The 16,928-nt window shown below is 70.6% G+C and carries 12 protein-coding genes; 4 read left to right on the top strand and 8 right to left on the bottom strand.

The window, feature by feature from the left end; translation table 11 throughout:
* Positions 1 to 2 precede the first annotated feature (2 nt).
* The 4 genes from FJK98_RS09560 to FJK98_RS09545 form a co-directional block, all read right to left on the bottom strand.
* On the bottom strand, positions 3 to 842 hold the full coding sequence (locus tag FJK98_RS09560) for a metallophosphoesterase (RefSeq protein ID WP_145918702.1): 840 nt from the start codon (positions 840 to 842) through the stop codon (positions 3 to 5).
* A gap of 98 nt (positions 843 to 940) precedes the next feature.
* On the bottom strand, positions 941 to 1,579 hold the full coding sequence (locus FJK98_RS09555; protein WP_145918701.1) for a 4'-phosphopantetheinyl transferase: 639 nt from the start codon (positions 1,577 to 1,579) through the stop codon (positions 941 to 943).
* Positions 1,576 to 2,625 (bottom strand): 2-oxoacid:ferredoxin oxidoreductase subunit beta, encoded by a 1,050-nt coding sequence (locus FJK98_RS09550; protein ID WP_145918700.1) that lies wholly within the window; start codon positions 2,623 to 2,625, stop codon positions 1,576 to 1,578. The genes FJK98_RS09555 and FJK98_RS09550 overlap by 4 nt, the downstream gene beginning before the upstream one ends.
* Complete coding sequence (locus tag FJK98_RS09545; RefSeq protein ID WP_240762934.1) at positions 2,618 to 4,399, bottom strand: 2-oxoacid:acceptor oxidoreductase subunit alpha; 1,782 nt, start codon at positions 4,397 to 4,399, stop codon at positions 2,618 to 2,620. The genes FJK98_RS09550 and FJK98_RS09545 overlap by 8 nt, the downstream gene beginning before the upstream one ends.
* A 479-nt stretch (positions 4,400 to 4,878) precedes the next feature.
* On the opposite strand from FJK98_RS09545, the gene FJK98_RS09540 reads away from it, so the two are divergent.
* Genes FJK98_RS09540 through FJK98_RS09530 form a run of 3 tightly spaced genes read left to right on the top strand, consistent with a single transcriptional unit; the run spans position 4,879 to position 8,348 of the window.
* Positions 4,879 to 6,399, top strand: a complete 1,521-nt coding sequence (locus FJK98_RS09540; protein ID WP_145918698.1) for a serine/threonine-protein kinase — start codon at positions 4,879 to 4,881, stop codon at positions 6,397 to 6,399.
* Positions 6,400 to 6,417: 18 nt separating this feature from the next.
* Positions 6,418 to 7,722, top strand: coding sequence for a sensor domain-containing protein (locus tag FJK98_RS09535; protein WP_145918697.1), 1,305 nt, complete (start codon positions 6,418 to 6,420; stop codon positions 7,720 to 7,722).
* Positions 7,686 to 8,348 carry a response regulator transcription factor gene (locus tag FJK98_RS09530; RefSeq protein WP_145918696.1) on the top strand — a complete coding sequence of 221 codons (663 nt, stop codon included), beginning with the start codon at positions 7,686 to 7,688 and terminating at the stop codon, positions 8,346 to 8,348. The genes FJK98_RS09535 and FJK98_RS09530 overlap by 37 nt, the downstream gene beginning before the upstream one ends.
* 123 nt (positions 8,349 to 8,471) lie before the next feature.
* Here the strand turns inward: FJK98_RS09530 and FJK98_RS09525 are convergent, their stop codons facing one another.
* The 3 genes from FJK98_RS09525 to FJK98_RS09515 all read right to left on the bottom strand — a co-directional run bounded on the left by FJK98_RS09525 (position 8,472) and on the right by FJK98_RS09515 (position 14,840).
* Positions 8,472 to 11,036 carry an FtsX-like permease family protein gene (locus FJK98_RS09525; protein WP_145918695.1) on the bottom strand — a complete coding sequence of 855 codons (2,565 nt, stop codon included), beginning with the start codon at positions 11,034 to 11,036 and terminating at the stop codon, positions 8,472 to 8,474.
* A complete protein-coding gene (locus FJK98_RS09520) occupies positions 11,036 to 11,845 on the bottom strand; it encodes an ABC transporter ATP-binding protein (protein ID WP_145918694.1) in 810 nt (269 codons plus the stop codon). Before FJK98_RS09520 ends, FJK98_RS09525 begins: the two co-directional genes overlap by 1 nt.
* Positions 11,846 to 11,996: 151 nt before the next feature.
* Positions 11,997 to 14,840 carry a LuxR family transcriptional regulator gene (locus tag FJK98_RS09515; RefSeq protein ID WP_145918693.1) on the bottom strand — a complete coding sequence of 948 codons (2,844 nt, stop codon included), beginning with the start codon at positions 14,838 to 14,840 and terminating at the stop codon, positions 11,997 to 11,999.
* Positions 14,841 to 15,669: 829 nt separating this feature from the next.
* Between FJK98_RS09515 and FJK98_RS09510 the strand changes: the two genes are divergently transcribed.
* Positions 15,670 to 15,939, top strand: coding sequence for a DUF5988 family protein (locus FJK98_RS09510; protein WP_240762714.1), 270 nt, complete (start codon positions 15,670 to 15,672; stop codon positions 15,937 to 15,939).
* Between the two features lie 56 nt (positions 15,940 to 15,995).
* Here the strand turns inward: FJK98_RS09510 and FJK98_RS09505 are convergent, their stop codons facing one another.
* A complete protein-coding gene (locus tag FJK98_RS09505; RefSeq protein WP_145918692.1) occupies positions 15,996 to 16,772 on the bottom strand; it encodes a thioesterase II family protein in 777 nt (258 codons plus the stop codon).
* Positions 16,773 to 16,928 lie beyond the last annotated feature (156 nt).

Genomic DNA, 16,928 nt, shown 5'->3' with positions numbered 1-16,928 from the left:
CGTCAGACCTGCACGGGCGTCGGCCGCACCCGCCGCAGCCACGAGTCGGGGCGGGGGCGGGTCCGCCACTCCCGGGGGTAGCCGACGGAGACCTCCTCGAACCGCACCCCGTCGTGCCAGGTCACCCGGGGAATGTGCAGGTGCCCGTAGATCACCGCCGTGGCGTGGAAGCGGCGGTGCCAGTCGGCGGTGAGTTCGGTGCCGCACCACTGGGCGAACTCGGGGTAGCGCAGGATGTCGGTGGGCATCCGGACCAGCGGGTAGTGGTTGACCAGGATCTTCGGCACCGCCGGGTCGCCGCCGGCGAGCCGGGTCTCGGTCAGCGCCACCCGGGCCCGGCACCAGGCGTCCCGGCTCGGGTGCGGGTCGGGGTGCAGGAAGACCTCGTCGGCGCAGACCACCCCGGCGGCGTGGGCGCGGGCCAGGGCCTGTTCCTTGCTGGTGACGCCGGGCTCGCGGAACGAGTAGTCGTAGCCGACGAACAGCGGGGCGACCAGCAGCGGGCCGCCGGGCCCGGTCCAGACCGGGTAGTCGTCCTCGGGGGTGGTCACCCCCAGGTTCCGGCACTGCCGCACGATGGCCTGGTAGCGCTCCTCACCGCGCAACCGGACGGGGTCCTGGGAGTGGGTCCACAGCTCGTGGTTGCCGGGCGCCCAGATGACCTTGCCGAACCGTTCGCTGAGCAGCGTCAGCGCCCAGGTGACGTCGGCGAAGAGTTCGGCGACGTCCCCGGCGACGATCAGCCAGTCGCCGGCCGCGCGGGGCCACAGGCTCTCCACGATCTTGCGGTTCTCCGGGTACGCCACGTGCAGGTCGCTGACGGCGTAGATGCCGGCGTTCATCGGGTGTGGTCCCCTCGTTCGTCCGGGTCCGCACGACGGGGTGCGGCTCCGGGTCGGCAGGTGCGGTCCGGCTCGGCTGGTGCGGTGCGGCTCGGGTTTCAGTGCGGTACGGCGACGACGGTCAGGGTCAGGCCGACGTCGTGCAGGTAGCGACCGTCGAAGTCCCGACCGCGACCGGGGACGAGGACGCGGGCGGTGAAGGTGCGGTCGGCCGGGCGCAGGACGATCCGGGCCTCGTCGAAGCCGAGGAAGATCCCGGTGATCGGGAACCACGCCTTGTAGAGGGACTCCTTGGCGCTGAACAGCAACCGGTCCCAGTGCGGTCCGGGGGCGTCGGTGGTCAGCCGGTCCACCATGGCGCGTTCCTCGGGCAGGGCGATCGCGTCGAGCACACCGTCGGGCAGGGCCGCGTCCGGTTCGGCGTCGATGCCGATGGCGCGTACGTCGGCCGCGCGGGCGACCACGGCGGCCCGGTAGCCGGCGCAGTGGGTGAGGCTGCCGACCACACCGGACGGCCAGACGGGTGCGCCACGGTCGCCGGTGAGCACCGGGGCGGGCGGTACGCCGAGGGCGCGCAGGGCCCGGCGGGCGCAGGTGCGGGCGGTGGTGAACTCCCGCTGCCGCTTCTCGACGGCGTGGGCCACCAGCGCGGCCTCCTCGGGGTGCAGCGGCTCGGTGTCGCTGTCGTCGAACGCCTCGACGGCGACGACGCCCGGCGGCGTGATCCGGTCGATCATGCGTCGGCCAGCGGCCGGATCGTCCAGGTGTCGCCGGTGTGGAGGAGGGTGGTGAGTTGTTGTTCGGGGGTGTCGGTGGTGGTGTTTTTGGCGGTGGTGATTTGGTGTTGGACGAGGGTGTCGTAGGTGGGGCGTTGGGTTTGGCGGAGGATGCCGATGGGGGTGTTGCGGAGGTCGGGTTGGGTGAGGCGGGTGAGGGCGAAGGCGTAGGCGGGGTCGGTGATGGTGGTGTCGTGGGTGATGATGTTTTCGGGTGGGGTGGTGGCGGTGTCGCGGATTTCGAGGCCGTATCCGTGGGGTGGGTGGACGACGCAGTGTTGTCCGTCGCGGCCGAAGGTGATGGGTTGGCCGTGTTCGAGGCGGATGAGGTGGTCGTCGCGGGTGTCGGGTTGTTTGAGTGGGTCGAAGGCGCCGTCGTTGAAGATGTTGCAGTTTTGGTAGATCTCGACGAAGGCGGCGCCGTGGTGTTCGGCGGCGGCGCGGAGGACGGTTTGGAGGTGTTTGCGGTCGGAGTCGATGGTGCGGGCGACGAAGGTGGCTTCGGCTCCGAGGGCGAGGGAGAGGGGGTTGAAGGGGGCGTCGGCGGAGCCGGCGGGGGTGGATTTGGTGATTTTGCCGGTTTCGCTGGTGGGGGAGTACTGGCCTTTGGTGAGGCCGTAGATGCGGTTGTTGAACAGCAGGATGGTGATGTTGACGTTGCGGCGTAGGGCGTGGATGAGGTGGTTGCCGCCGATGGACAGGGCGTCGCCGTCGCCGGTGACGACCCAGACGGACAGGTCGGGGCGGGTGACGGACAGTCCGGTGGCGATGGCGGGGGCGCGGCCGTGGATGGAGTGCATCCCGTAGGTGTTCATGTAGTAGGGGAAGCGGGATGAGCAGCCGATGCCGGAGATGAAGACGGTGTTGGCGCGGGGGATGTTCAGTTCGGGCATGAATTGTTGGACGGCGGCGAGGATGGCGTAGTCGCCGCAGCCGGGGCACCAGCGGACTTCCTGGTCGGATTTGAAGTCTTTGGTGGTGAGTTTCACGGCGACGGGTTCAGGCATTTTTGCAGACCTCTTCCAGCATCGTCTCCAGTTCGGCGGCGGTGAAGGGTAGGCCGCGGACCTGGTTGTAGGTGATCGCGTCGATCAGGTAGCGGGCGCGGATGATCTGGGCGAGTTGGCCGAGGTTCATCTCGGGGATGACGACGCGGTCGTAGGTGGCCAGGACGTCGCCGAGGTTGGCGGGGAGGGGGTTGAGGTGACGCAGGTGGGCCTGGGCGATGGGTTGGCCGCGGTGGCGCAGGGTGCGGCAGGCGGCGCCGATCGGGCCGTAGGTGGAGCCCCAGCCGAGGACGAGGGTCCGGGCGGTGCCGTCGGGGTCGTCGACGTCGAGGTCGGGCACGTCGATGGCGTCGATGCGGGCGGCGCGGGTGCGGACCATGTAGTCGTGGTTGGTGGGGTCGTAGGAGATGTCGCCGGTCTTGTCGGCTTTCTCCAGGCCGCCGATGCGGTGTTCCAGGCCGGGGGTGCCCGGTACGGCCCAGGGGCGGGCCAGGGTGTCCGGGTCGCGTAGGTAGGGCAGGAACGTGACGCCGTCGTCGTGGTTGGGGGCGGTGGCGAAGGCCACCCGCAGGTCGGGCAGGTCGTGCACGTCGGGTAGGAGCCAGGGTTCGGAGCCGTTGGCGACGTAGTTGTCCGACAGCAGGATCACCGGGGTGCGGTAGGTGACCGCGATCCGGGCGGCTTCCAGCGCGGCGTGGAAACAGTCCGACGGTGACTTCGCGGCGATCACCGCGACGGGGGCTTCGCCGTGCCGGCCGTTCAGGGCCATGTTCAGGTCCGCCTGCTCGGTTTTCGTGGGCAGGCCCGTGGACGGGCCGGCGCGTTGCACGTCCACGATCACCAGCGGCAACTCCAGGGCGACAGCCAGGGAGATCGTCTCGGACTTCAACGCGACCCCGGGGCCGCTGGTCGTGGTCACGCCGAGAGCGCCGCCGTAGGAGGCGCCCAGAGCGGCGCCGACCGCCGCGATCTCGTCCTCGGCCTGCATCGTGACCACACCGAGTTTCTTGTGTTTCGACAACTCGTGCAGGATGTCCGACGCCGGGGTGATCGGATACGCGCCGAGGAACACCGGCAGACCCGACCGCACCCCCGCCGCGACCAGACCCAACGACAGAGCGGCGTTACCGGTGATGTTGCGGTAGGTGCCCGGCACCATCTTCGCGGGTTTCACCTCATACCGCACCGAGAACGAGTCGGTGGTCTCGCCGTAGTTCCAGCCCGCCTTGAACGCCGCGATGTTCGCCGCGACCAGATCCGGCCGCTTGGCGAACTTCCGCTCCAGAAACCGCAACGTCGAGGTGTACGGGCGGGAGTACATCCACGACAACAACCCCAACGCGAACATGTTCTTCGCCCGCTCGGCGTCCTTCTTCGACACCGACAACTCCGCCAACGCCCCCACCGTCATCGACGTCAACGCCACCGGATGCACCACGAACCCATCCAGAGTGTCGTCCTCCAACGGACTCACCGCGTACCCGACCTTCACCAGATTCCGCTTCGTGAACTCATCGGTGTTCACGATGATGTCCGCACCCCGACGCAGATCAGCCAGATTCGCCTTCAACGCCGCCGGATTCATCGCCACCAACACATTCGGCGCGTCACCCGGCGTCAGAATGTCGTAATCCGCGAAATGCACCTGGAAACTCGACACCCCCGGCAACGTCCCCGCAGGCGCCCGAATCTCCGCCGGGAAATTCGGCAACGTCGAAATATCATTACCCAACTGCGCCGTCTCCGAGGTGAACCTGTCCCCCGTCAACTGCATCCCATCACCCGAGTCACCCGCAAACCGGATCACCACCCGGTCCAACTGACGCACCTCGGTCCTGCCGGGGCTCCCGCCGTCCGCCGTCGGCGCATCGTCGTACCGTGTCGTGGAGGTCATGGGCGATCACGTCCCTCTCTTCTGCGCGGCGCGCACCACGACGGTGCGCCGCCGGCGAACGGCGGGCCGACACCCGGCCCCGGCGGTACCTGCGCAGCCGTCGGCCGGCGCGGTACGGCCGCGCAGGTCCGTACCGCCGGGGCCGGCGACCCCGGCGTCAGCCGGCGGGGTCGCCGACCGCATCAAGCGCCGGCGAGCGCGTGCGACCACACGCTAGGTTCCGGCCCCGGCCGTGCCAACCCTTAGCGATCCCCTACCACGACCCACCTGCGGGGGGCCGGACGACGGGCTCTCCGGGGCGTCCACCGGGGACGGCGCAGGGGGCGCGTGCCTCGATCCGACATGGGACACTTGTCTACATGGGCGAGCTGACCAGCGGCGCAGTGGCCGAGCCGGGGTCACCGCTGCGGCCGGGCGATCCGGAGCACGTCGGGCCCTACCGGCTGCGTCGCCTGCTCGGCTCGGGCGGCATGGGGGTGGTCTTCCTGGCCGAGGCCCCGGGCGGGGGCCGGGTGGCGGTCAAGGTCGTCCACGACGAGCTGCGATCCCGGCCGGAGTTCCGGCGACGGTTCGCCCGCGAGGTCGCAGCCGCCGGCCGGGTGGCCGACTTCTGCACCGCCCGGGTGCTCGACGCCGACCCGCAGGGGCCGGTCCCCTACCTCGTCACCGAGTACGTGACCGGGTCGTCCCTGCACGAGCACGTGACCCGGCACGGCTCGCTCTCCGGCCCGCAGGCCGAGGCGCTGGCCGTCGGCGTGGCCGCCGGGCTCACCGCGATCCACGCCGCCGGGCTGGCGCACGGCGACCTGACCCCCCGCAACGTCCTGCTGTCGCCGTTCGGCCCCAAGGTCATCGACTTCGGCCTGGCGAGTCTGATCGAGGCGCTCGACCCGACCACCGGCCCCTCGTACGGCACCCCCGGCTGGTTGGCCCCGGAGCGGCTCGCCGGTTTCCCGCCCGCCCAGCCCGCCGACGTCTACGCCTGGGGCATCCTCGTCGGCTGGGCCGCCACCGGCCGGCTGCCGGTCGACCCCCGGGTCCACCCGGCCGGCCCGCCCGACCTGAGCGGGCTGCCCGCCGGCCTGGCGGCGGTGGTCGCGCGGGCGCTGCGCACCGAGCCCCGCCAGCGTCCCACCGCCCGGGAGGCGATGCTGATCCTGGTCGGCAGCGCCGACACGGCCAGCATCCGGTCGGCGGTGGAGCCGGTGGCGGCCACCACCGAGCAGCTCGACGGCACCCGGTGGTACCCGGGCGCCGGCCAGCCGGCCACCCTGGTCGCCCCGACGCCGCCGCCGCGTCGCCCGCCGCCGTCCTGGCCGGCGGTGCTGACCGGGGTGGTGGCGGTGGTGGCCCTCGTCGTGCTGGGCGTGGTCGCGATGCGGCAGGCCGACCAGCGGGGCGCGCCGTCCGCCGGGCCGGGTCCGTCCGCGCCGACCGGCGTCGTCACGCCGAGCGCCACCCCGAGCCCGTCGCCCACCCCGAGCCCCACCCCCGCCACCGCGACCGGGCAGGACGGGTCGCTGGAGTTCACCGTGACGGGGGTGCACTGCGGGTCGCGGGAGATCGGATTCTGGCCGTTGACCCAGAAGGCGGACGGCGTGTTCTGCATGGTCGACGTCGACGTGGTCAACAAGGGCTCCAAGGGGACCATCGTCTGGCCGCTCAGCCAGCGGCTGGTCGACGCCGACGGGCGGGGGTACACCCCCGACACCCGTTCCCTGCTCTACTATCCGGACACGCAACGGTTGACGAAGAAGATCGAGCCCGGCGCGACGGTCAGTGGCTCGCTGGTCTACGACACGCCGGTCGGCACCGAACTGCGCCAACTGGTCGTCCACGACACGCCACTGAGCGCGGGCACCACCATCGATCTATCCTGACCGAGAGAGCCGGAGAACATGGACGTCGCCGTCGCCATCGGCCTCACCGGGCGGGCACTGACCCGGGCCCTGTACGCCACCGGGCGGGGCGTGGTGCTCGTCGCCACCGCCGCACTCAGCCTGGTCCTCTTCATCGTCACCACCCTTGCCACGGCGTTCATTCTGCTCGGTGTCGGGGTGCTGCTGCTGCCACTGGTCACACCGTTGGTCCGCCGGCTCACCGGGCTGTGCCGGAACGTCGCCGCCCGTTGCGGGGTACCGATCGCCACGCCCTATCTTCCCCTGCCGCCGCTCGAACCGGGGATGTTCGGCTGGGTGCAGCGCTGCCGGTCCATTCTCACCGACCCGGCGACCTGGCGAGACCTATTGTTCCTGTTGCTCAACACGCTGGTCGGGTTCGCCCTCGGGCTGCTGCCGCTCACCCTGCTGGTCTACTCGGTGGAGGGGCTGGTGCTCTCCACCGGGTTCTGGATGCTGATGCGGGAGTCGGGGGTCAACTTCTGGTACGGCTTCACCGCGCTGGACTCCTGGCCGCACGCGGCGCTCGGGGCGTTGGTCAGTCTCGCGGTATTCGGGCTCTGGGCGGCCGTCGCCCCGCACGTGACGGCCGGCCACGCGCACTTCGCCCGGTCGCTCCTGGGGCCGAGTGAGCGCTCGGTGATCGCCTCCCGGATGCGGCACCTCTCCGAGACCCGTTCGGACGTGATCAACATCCAGGCCACCGAGCTGCGCCGGATCGAACGGGACCTGCACGACGGCGCACAGGCGCGGCTGGTCGCGATCGGTATGAAGCTCGGCGCGGCCAACCGCCAGTTGAGGACCAATCCGGACGCCGCCGAGACCCTGCTGGTCGACGCGCGCAACGCCACCGCCACCGCGCTGGAGGAGCTGCGCTGCCTGATCCGGGGGATCCACCCACCGGTCCTCGCCGAGCGGGGCCTGGAGGACGCCATCCGGGCCATCGCGTTGGAGAGCCCGATCGACGTCGAGGTCACCACCGACGTACCCGGCCGGATGGCCGCCCCGGCGGAGTCCGCCGTCTACTTCGCCCTGTCCGAACTGCTGAACAACGTCGTCAAGCACTCCAATGCCGACCGGGTCAGCATCGACCTGCGTCACGAGGCAGGTCTACTGCGGGCGGTGGTGATCGACAACGGTCAGGGCGGCGCGGACGCCACCCTCGGCACCGGACTCCGGGGCATCGAGCGGCGCTGTGCTACGTTCGACGGGACGCTCGTCCTCAGCAGTCCCGAAGGTGGGCCGACCGTCGCGATCCTGGAGCTGCCGTGCGCGTTGTACTCGCCGAGGACCTCTTCCTCCTGAGGCAGGGGATGGTTCAGCTCCTCGAGTCGTACGACTTCGAGATCGTCGCGGCGGTCGACAACGGACCGGCTCTGCTCGACGCCCTGGTGACCATCCGCCCCGAGGTCGCGGTGATCGACGTGCGACTTCCCCCGACGTTCACCGACGAGGGGATCCAGGCTGCCCTGGAGGCCCGACGCCGCTGCCCCGGCCTGCCCATCCTCGTGCTCTCCCAGCACGTCGAGCAGCTGTATGCCAAAGAGTTGCTCGCCGACGCCAGCGGCGGCATCGGATACCTGCTGAAGGACCGGGTGCTCAACAGCGACCAGTTCGTCGACGCCATCCGCCGGGTGGCCGGCGGAGGCACCGCGATGGACCCGCAGGTGATCTCCCAACTGCTGGCAGGTCGTTCCCGCCGGGAGCCACTGTCCACGCTCACCCCGCGCGAGCGGGAGGTGCTGAAGCTGATGGCCGAGGGATGTTCAAATGTGGCCATCGCACAACGCCTCATCGTCAGCCAGGGTGCGATCGCCAAATACACCACCAGCATCTTCACCAAGCTCGACCTGGCCCCGGCGGACGACAGCAACCGTCGGGTGCTGGCCGTGCTGGCGTACCTCAACGGCACCCGCGCCGACGTCTCCTGACCCACCCGACCGGGCCCTACCGGAGCAGCACCGCGGCGGCGTGCCGGCCCGGTTCCGCGACACCGACGTCGATGCAGGAACGCCCCCGGTCGGACGACCGGGGGCGTTCCTGGATTTCTCGGGTCACTCGACGGCGATGGCGGCCTCCGCCGGCCGGGAGAGCATCGCCCGCCGTCCCGGCAGCAGGGTGGCGGCGAAGGTGAGCCCCACGGCGCCGGCCACCACGGCCAGGTAGATCAGGACCGACCCGGAAGGGACCGGTCGTCCCAGCACCACGATGCTGAACGGCATCAGGGTGGCGACGGAGGCGATGGTCCCGAGGACCACCCCGATGATGGCGACCATGCCGGCCTCGACGCTGAGCATCTGCAGGGCCTGTTGCCGGGTGGCGCCGACGAGCCGCTGCATGCCCAGTTCCCGGCGTCGACCGGCGGTCGCCACGATCAGGGTGTTCGCCACCGAGATCATGGTGTAGCCGGCGACCAGCGCGACGAGCAGGTAGTTGACCCAGGCCAGGGTCTTGGTGCGTTCGGCGAACGTGGTGATCGCGTCGTGCCCCTCGACCAGGGTCCCCGGCTGCCCGGCGGTCTGCTTGCGCAGGGTGGCGGCGAGCGCGTCCCGGTCGGTGCCAGGCTCGGCAGTGACCAGGATCTGCCGGGCCAGCCCGGTGGTGCTGTGGGCGGCGAGCAGCTCGGCGGGAAGCATGATCGTCTCGTACCCCTCCTTCGCCGGGTAGAGCGCGACCACCCGTACGTCCACCGCCGACCGGTCACCGAGGCGCAGGGTGATCTGGTCGCCGATGCCGACGTTGAGGTTCTTCCCGGCGACCTCGGGCAGCGCCACGGTGTCACCGGTGAGATCGGCCAGGTTGCCGGCGCTCGCCTGCACCCCGGTGATGCCGGCGGCACTGGCCCCGTTCACCCCCTGGAGGGGCCACGGCGACTCGACGTGCGACCCGTCGTACGGCTTGTTGATCCAACCGGCGCTGGTGACGTACGCGGACGCCTCCTCGACGCCCGGCGCGGACCGGATCGCCGCCACCGTGTCGGCGGGGAATCCCCCGGTGGTGGAGCTGAGCACCACGTCGGCACGCAGGTTGTCGGAGAAGTAGCGCTCGGCGGCCTCGTTCTGGGTGGTCTGCATGTAGAAGTTGGCAAGCGCCAGGCCCACCGCCAGCATGATCGGGGTGACCGCGGAGGCGACCCGGACAGCGCGGGTCCGCACGTTGATCGTGCCGAGGTAACCGGCGAGTCCGAAGAACGCCCGCGCCGGCACGCTGAGCATAGCGGCCAGCAGCTTGGTCAGCCCCGGGCTGATCAGCGCGATGGCGATCGCCCAGCACATCACCGCCGGTCCGGCGGTCGCCGAGGCCACCGGGCCCCTCATCGCGATCGCGGTCACCAGGAAGAGCGCGAACCCGCCGCCGAAGAAGAGGAACGAGAACACCACCCGGGGCCAGGTGACCCACTTACGCTGGAGGGCGGCCTCGGCGATACCAGCGGTCGGCCGGATCTTGGAGGGACGCCGACCGGCGACGTTGGCGGCCATCAGCGCGGCGAAGATCCCGACGGCCGGACCGATCAGGTAGGGAAGGAAGCCCTGGTGGAACTCGACGACCGGCGAGATGACCCCGGCCTCCGAAACGATGTGGAAGAGCAGCGGCCCCAGGACCACACCGGGCACGCAGCCGAGGATCGCCGCGCCGACCGCCACCACCAGCGCCTCGCGGCGGACCATCGTCCGGATCTGCCGGGGCGTCGCGCCGATGGAGCGCAACAGCGCGATCTCCTTCTGCCGCTGCTGCACCGACAGGCCGAGGGTGCTGGCGACCACGAAGATCGCCACGAAGACCGTCATGCCGGCGAACACACCGGAGAGCGGGATGAGCCCGGCCTGCCCGCCGACCGCCTCGGGGAACTCGGCCGCCCCACGGTCGTCGCCGGTCAGCACCACCAGCTTGCGATCGGCGAGGGTCCGCTCGATCTTGCCGCGCAGGGCCTCCACGTCGGTGCCGGGCTTGGCCACCACGCCGATCGCATCGGCACTGCCGGTGTGCGGGTTGAGTCGCCGCTCGTCGTCGCCGGAGAAGAACAAGGCCGTCTGGCCCGTCTCGACCGGCGGCGTGGCGATGCCGCTGACCTGGAAGGAGGAGCTCACCCCACCGACCACCACGTCGACCCGGTCACCGACCTTGGCCCGTGCCAGCTTGGCCACCGCCCGATCCAGCACGACCTGGCCGGCCTGCGCGGGCGGCTGCCCGGCGAGCTTGTACGGCCCGAGCTGGGCCGACTCCCACCCGTGGCCCAGCGACTGGGTGCCGACGATCACCGGTGCCCCGTTGCGGACGACGGTGGCGACGAAGGACGACTCGGCGATCGCCCGTTCGACCCCGGGCACCTCCTGGATCTTGTTCACCAGGGTCGGGTCGATCCAGTACCGTTCGGCCAGTGGCACGGACTTGATGTCCTTGGTGTCCTGCGGGTCCTTCTTGGGCACGCCGTAGGTCTGCTTGCCGCTGACCACGACGTCGGCCGCCGCCAGGCGCTGCGGCGGGACCGCCAGCCGGATGCCCGTCTCCATCAGGCCACCGCAGGCGACGATCAGCGCCACCCCGAGGAAGACCGCGGCGAAGGTCGCGATGAACGCGAGCCTGCGGTAGCGCAGGGTGCGCCAGGCGAGGTACGTCATCAGAAGCCACCCCTGCCGGCGGACTGCGGCGACCGGTTCTGCTGCCACGCGGTCAGGTGGGTCATCCGCTCGGCCACCACGTCGGCGGTCGGCGACTCCAGCTCACCGATGAACTGGCCGTCGGCGAGGAACAGCACCCGGTGCGCGGCGGACGCGGCGACCGGGTCGTGGGTCACCATGATGATCGTCTGGCCACCGCTGGACACCGTCTCGCGGAGCAGTTGCAGCACCTCGATGGTGGTCTGGGTGTCCAGCGCACCGGTCGGCTCGTCGGCGAAGATGACCGCCGGCCGCATGATGAGCGCCCGGGCGATCGCGACCCGCTGCTGCTGGCCGCCGGAGAGCTCGCTCGGCAGGTGCTTGCGTCGCTCCGCCAGCCCCACCCGGCCCAGCACCTCCACCACGGAGGAACGGTCGGGGCGGCGGCCGGCCAGCCGGAACGGCAGTCCGACGTTCTGCTCGACGGTGAGCGCCGGCATCAGGTTGAACGCCTGGAAGATGAAGCCGACCCGCTCGCGGCGGAGGATGGTGAGCTGGTTCTCGTTCATGCCGCTGAGTTCCTTGCCGTCCAGCATCACGGAACCGGACGAGGGCACGTCGAGCCCGGCCGCGCAGTGCAGGAAGGTGCTCTTGCCGGAGCCCGACGGCCCCATCACGGCGGTGAAGCTGCCCCGCGGGAAGCTCATGGTGACGCCGCGCAGGGCGTCGACCCGGTTGTCGCCGCGCCCGTATGTCTTGCGTACGTCCCCCAGTCGGACCGCGTCGACGGCACCGCTGGTGGGCGTCCGATTGTCTTTATTCCAGTTCACCTCATGCTCCCCGCAGAAGAACGTCGCCTGACGGCGGTGGGTATACGTTCACGCTATGCAACGGGCAGGCGGCGCTCTATGGAGCTAATGACCCGAAGCGGTGGGTCTAGACCCACGCCGCGGGGTCGACTTTCGAGCCTTCCGCACCAGCTCAGCTCGCCTGTACCGCCGCCGACTCCCAGTGCGCCCAGGAGCGCTCGGCCCCGCTCGGCGCCACGGCCAGCAGCCCGGCCCCGGTGGCGTCCATCGGCAGCCCCAGCGACAGCTCGGTGCGTCGCCGGACGTTCAACTTCCGGTAGACCCGGGTCAGGTGCTGCTCGACGGTGCTCACCGTGATGTACAGCTTCTTGCCGATCTCCCGGTTGGTGTGACCCAGCGCGGCCAGCGTGGCGACCCGCTGCTCGGCGTCGCTGAGCCGGGACATCTCCTCGTGCTCGGACGGGGCCTCCGCCTCGTCACCGCCCGAGGCGTCCCCGCCGGGCAGCAGTCGACGACAGAGCGCCTGCGCCTGGATGTCCTTGGCCAGCTGCATCGCGCTGCGGGCCACCACCCGTGAGGTGTTGAACTCCCCGCGCCCGTAGTGGGCGCTGCTGAGCGCGGCGAGGGCGAGGAACAGTTGGTAGCGGTCACCGGCCTCCTGGAGCAGGTTGGCCGCCTGACGCAGGCTGTTGACCCGTTGTTTGACGTCGAGCGCCGACCCGAGCAGCCGCAGCGAGATGCCCCTGGTGCGGGCGTTCTCGGCGCCGGGCCGGGACAGTTGCTCGGTCACCATCCCCCGGGCCAGTTCGGGTCGGCCGGACCGCAGGTAGACCTGGGCCAGATCGCCCCGCCAGGGCAGCAGGGTGGGCAGGTCCAGCCCCCACTGGGTGGCCAGCTGCCCGCAGGTCTCGAAGTCGGCGAGCGCCGCGTGCACGCGTCCGCCGGCCAGGTGCAGGTGGCCACGGGCCCGCAGGTAGAGCGGCCAGAACCAGGTGTCCCGCATGGCATCCGGGATGACGTGCTTGAGCTGTGCCTCAGCCTCGTCCAGCTTGTCCATACCGATCTTGGCGAGCAGCAGGTTGGACAGTGGCGAGCCGATCGCGACCCCCCAGTTGTGCGGGGACATGGCGTCCAGCGCCTCGCGGGCGAACCGTTCGCTGAGCGGCAGGTCGCCCTGCCGTAGCGCGATGTGCGACCGCACGTCGGACAGGATGGCGTGCCAGGTGGTGGCACCCCGCGCCCCGGCCTCGGCCCCCAGGACGTCGCACCAGTGCACGGCCCGGTCCATCCGGTCGGCCCAGACGAGCGTCTGCAACGCGCACAGGGCCGATTCCAGTCCGACGTCGACCAGCAGGTGGCTACCGAGCACCTGCTCGGCGCGGGCGATCACGTCCTCGGTCGCCCCGTCGGTGAGGACGGCGGTCAGCGACGGGGTGGCCGACCCGAGCGGGCCGTCCGCGCGGGCCGCCGTCACGGCCGGCGCGGTCGTCGTCGGGATGCCGGGGGTGGCGTCGAGTTCGGCGAAGGCGACCGGGAAGTGCAGCCGCAGCCACTCGGTGCACCCCTCCAGCTCGGCGGCGGTGGTGGCGTCCCACTGCTGTCGCGCCGTACGCAGGTGCCGCAGCGTCTCCTGGGCGTCCTCCCGGTGGCCGTGCCAGAGCTGGTAACGCAGCAGCGCCGCTGCGTGCCGCTCGGAGAGGTGCCCGGCGCGCAGCGCGTCGCGCTGCGACTGGAGGTGCTGGCTGACCGCTGCCGGATTGATCCGCCACTGGCAGTCGGCCAGCAGCGCGGTCAACGCCGCCTTACGGGGGGCGTCGTCGCACATCTCGTGAGCCAGTTTGAGCGCCTCCACCGCGTCGTCGACGCGGTCCTCGGCGAGCGCGTGCGTCGCCGATTCCTGGAGCACGGTGATCGACCAGGGCTCGACCAGGCCGCCGGCCGCGAGCAGGTGGTCCCCGATCGCCGAGGCGGGCGCGCCTTCGGCGTGCAGCAACTCGGCCGCGCGGGCGTGCATCTCGGACAGCGCCTCCGGAGCGAGGTCGTGCAGCACCGCGGCCCGCACCGCCGGGTGGCGGAACCGGCCCGCGTCCAGCAGGCCGGACGTGGCCAGCGCGTCGAGTACCCACTGGACCCGGGCCGGCTTGCTGTCCAGCAGCCGGCCCAGCAGCGCCGGGGTGGCGAAGTCGCCGAGCAGGGCCAACCCGTGGGTCGTCTCCAGGATCACCGGGTCCCACCGCCGCAGGCAGGCCAGCACGGCCTGGCGGAACTGGTCGCCGACGACCACCTCGGTGCCGTCGGGCGCCCCCGCGGCCCGCCGGTCCTGGCCGAGCGCGTGCAACAGCAGCGGGTTACCGCCGCTGACCCGGTGGTACGCCGGAGCGAGCGCCACGGCGGTGTCCCGGTCCATCCAGCCGCTCAGCAGCTCGACGACCCCCGCCGTCGAGAGCGGGGCCAGCTGGATGCTGCTGAAGCAGGCGTGCCGGGTGAGCTCGGCGCGGAACTCCGGATTGAACGGTTGGGGTTGGGGTGACTCGGTGAGGACCACCAGCAGCTGCGCGGCGGTGAGCCGGCGTTGCAGGTAGAGCAGGGTCTGCAGGGTGGCCTCATCGGCGAACTCGACGTCGTCGACGAGCAGGACGAGCGGCCGTTCCCGGGCGAGGTCGAGCAGTTCGGCGCACATCCCGCGCACCGTGTTGATGTCGACCGCGCCCTCGGTGGTGGCCTCCCCGGCCTCGACGAACGCGGCGATGCGGCCCAGCGTCTCGGCCGGCAGCGGCACGCTGTGGAACAGTTGCCCCATCACGGCGGCGGGCAGCAGTCGCTCAGCCCGTGAGCAGGCGGCGCTCAGCACCAGACCGCCGGTCGCCTCGACGTGGTCGGCGAAGGCCCGCAACAGCTCGGTCTTGCCCGTGGCACCGGGGCCGCCGATCAGCACGACCCGTCCCCTGCCCGTGATGCTTCCGGAGTAAAGGTCCCGCAAGATGTCAAGCTCGCGGGTTCTCTCCACGAATTCCACCCGTCTCCCCCCAGGTCAGCGGTGACGCATCGAACGGGGCGCTGTCGCCTGGCGGGACAGGCCCCCGACGAAACCGTTCGGCTCGATGCCACGCGGTCCGCCGAGGCCTACCCGGCCACTGACCACGTCAGCCTGCAAACCGGGTCCTTCAATGAAGATGGTCAATTTAATGACGGCTTTCACCGCGCCTCGACGGCGACCCCAGCATACATAGACACCCGTACAAGACGGTAGTGGGGTGGTGATACTTCGTCACTGATATTACGCACGAGGGTGACGTTATGTCGGGTCGACGGCGCCGACCACGAAATTACCAATCGGTAGCAAATTCATGATCCAACAACCAGTCCACCCCGCCCACCTGCGCAGATGGCCGCAGAATCGATCACCCAGCAGGTCGTTGACCTGGAAAAGGACCACTACAGAGGGTTCCTACCGGAACATTTACGCCAAGTCAGCCTCAGCCCCCTCCGACCACTACGACCTCGTCACACCACCATCGAACGGGCCAGAAGCATTAAAACGGGCAATTTACTCTTGAGGAAAAATTGAGTTTCGGTGAGAAGACGGAGCTATTACGGGCGCAATTCAAAGCTTGCCGCATTCCTGTCGACCATGCGACATCGGCACAGGCATCGCAAATGCGACCGGCCAGTCGGTAAAGTGACCACAGGCTGACCGGCGGCTGAAATCCAGTGGTGGACCGGCGGGTTAGGGGTGGCTTCCGGGTATACGTGGGCTTTCCCTGACGTCAGGCTGGAACCATCCGAGGGCAGTGACGTACGACACGGTATCGAAAGCGTCTCCGCCCCCAGCCGAGGAGGAAATCGTGGACGATCTCACATCGGTGAGCAGCCCGCGGCGCTTCAGCGACGTTCGCGGTGACGACCACTTCGACGTGCTGCTGGAGGGTGGCCCGGTCGGCCTGCCGGCCACCACCAGGGCCCGCAGCGCACCGGCCGGTACCGGCCGGATCAAGGTGCCCTACCTGGGTGGCTACGAGCACTTCGAACGCTCTGGTGACCACGACGGCCTCAACGACGACGCCTCACAGGTGGTGGTCTTCCGCTGGACCATGCGGACCAAGATCGCCGAATGACGGCACGACTCAGGGGGCACCGGCGCTACCGGTGCCCCCTGAGTCGTCGTCGCGGATCAGCCGGTCGGCCCGCCGGGTCGTAGCGGCGCCAACTCGGTCGCGATCAGCTGGATCACGTCGGCAGCGTGGTCGTTGAGGTAGAAGTGCCCGCCCGGATACACCCGCACGTCACACTCGCCGGTGGTGTGCCGACGCCAGTCGTGCGCCTCGTCCAGCGTGGTCATCGGGTCGGCGTCGCCGGTGAGCACGGTGATCGGAGCGTCCAGGCGCTGCTCCGGATCGGCCCGGTAGGTCTCCACCGCCTTGTAGTCCCCGCGCACCGCAGGAAGGATCATCGGGAGCAGCTCCGGGTCGCCCAGCACGCGCGGGTCCGACCCGCTGAGCCGGGCCAGTTCCCGCAACACCCCGGCGTCGTCGCGGGTGTGCACGTACCGCTCGTCGCGGACCCGGGAGGGGGCCCGGCGGCCGGAGGCGAACAGCCGCACCGGCGGCCGGCCGGTCTCCCGCTGCAACCGCAGCCCCACCTCGTAGGCGATCACTGCACCCATGCTGTGGCCGAACAGCGCCACCGGCCGGTCCAGCCATGGCCGTAGCGCGCCGAACACCCCGTCGGCCAGCGCGGCGACGGTGTCCAGCACCGGCTCGTGTCGACGGTCCTGCCGGCCGGGGTACTGGATCGCCAGCACCTCCACGGTGGGCGTGAGCGCCCGGGAGACCGGGAACAGGTAGCTGGCCGAGCCACCGGCGTGCGGCAGCGCCACCAGCCGGATCGCGCTGGACGTCGACGGGTGGAACCGCCGCACCCACAGGTCGTTCTCTAGCGTTGCCGTCATCACTGGTCCTTCGGGGATCGACGCCGCGGGCACGCGCCCCGCAGCGGGACGTCTACAGCGGGAGGTCCCCGGGCCAGCGGTGTCCCGGCCGGCACGCCGACAGCGTCGCTGCGGTGCCGGTGCCCGCTGACGAAGCGAGCGTAGGAACACCGGGAG

The sequence above is a fragment of the Micromonospora sp. HM134 genome (assembly GCF_007833915.1).
GTDB lineage: Bacteria > Actinomycetota > Actinomycetes > Mycobacteriales > Micromonosporaceae > Micromonospora > Micromonospora wenchangensis.
This window is presented reverse-complemented; position numbering and strand designations above follow the sequence as displayed.

What these genes read in the sequence shown, in the direction of transcription:
- FJK98_RS09560 (WP_145918702.1), bottom strand. Translation starts at nt 842, where the DNA reads ATGAACGCCGGCATCTACGCCGTCAGCGACCTGCACGTGGCGTACCCG.
- FJK98_RS09555 (WP_145918701.1), bottom strand. Translation starts at nt 1,579, where the DNA reads ATGATCGACCGGATCACGCCGCCGGGCGTCGTCGCCGTCGAGGCGTTC.
- FJK98_RS09550 (WP_145918700.1), bottom strand. Translation starts at nt 2,625, where the DNA reads ATGCCTGAACCCGTCGCCGTGAAACTCACCACCAAAGACTTCAAATCC.
- FJK98_RS09545 (WP_240762934.1), bottom strand. Translation starts at nt 4,399, where the DNA reads ATGCAGTTGACGGGGGACAGGTTCACCTCGGAGACGGCGCAGTTGGGT.
- FJK98_RS09540 (WP_145918698.1), top strand. Translation starts at nt 4,879, where the DNA reads ATGGGCGAGCTGACCAGCGGCGCAGTGGCCGAGCCGGGGTCACCGCTG.
- FJK98_RS09535 (WP_145918697.1), top strand. Translation starts at nt 6,418, where the DNA reads ATGGACGTCGCCGTCGCCATCGGCCTCACCGGGCGGGCACTGACCCGG.
- FJK98_RS09525 (WP_145918695.1), bottom strand. Translation starts at nt 11,036, where the DNA reads ATGACGTACCTCGCCTGGCGCACCCTGCGCTACCGCAGGCTCGCGTTC.
- FJK98_RS09505 (WP_145918692.1), bottom strand. Translation starts at nt 16,772, where the DNA reads ATGACGGCAACGCTAGAGAACGACCTGTGGGTGCGGCGGTTCCACCCG.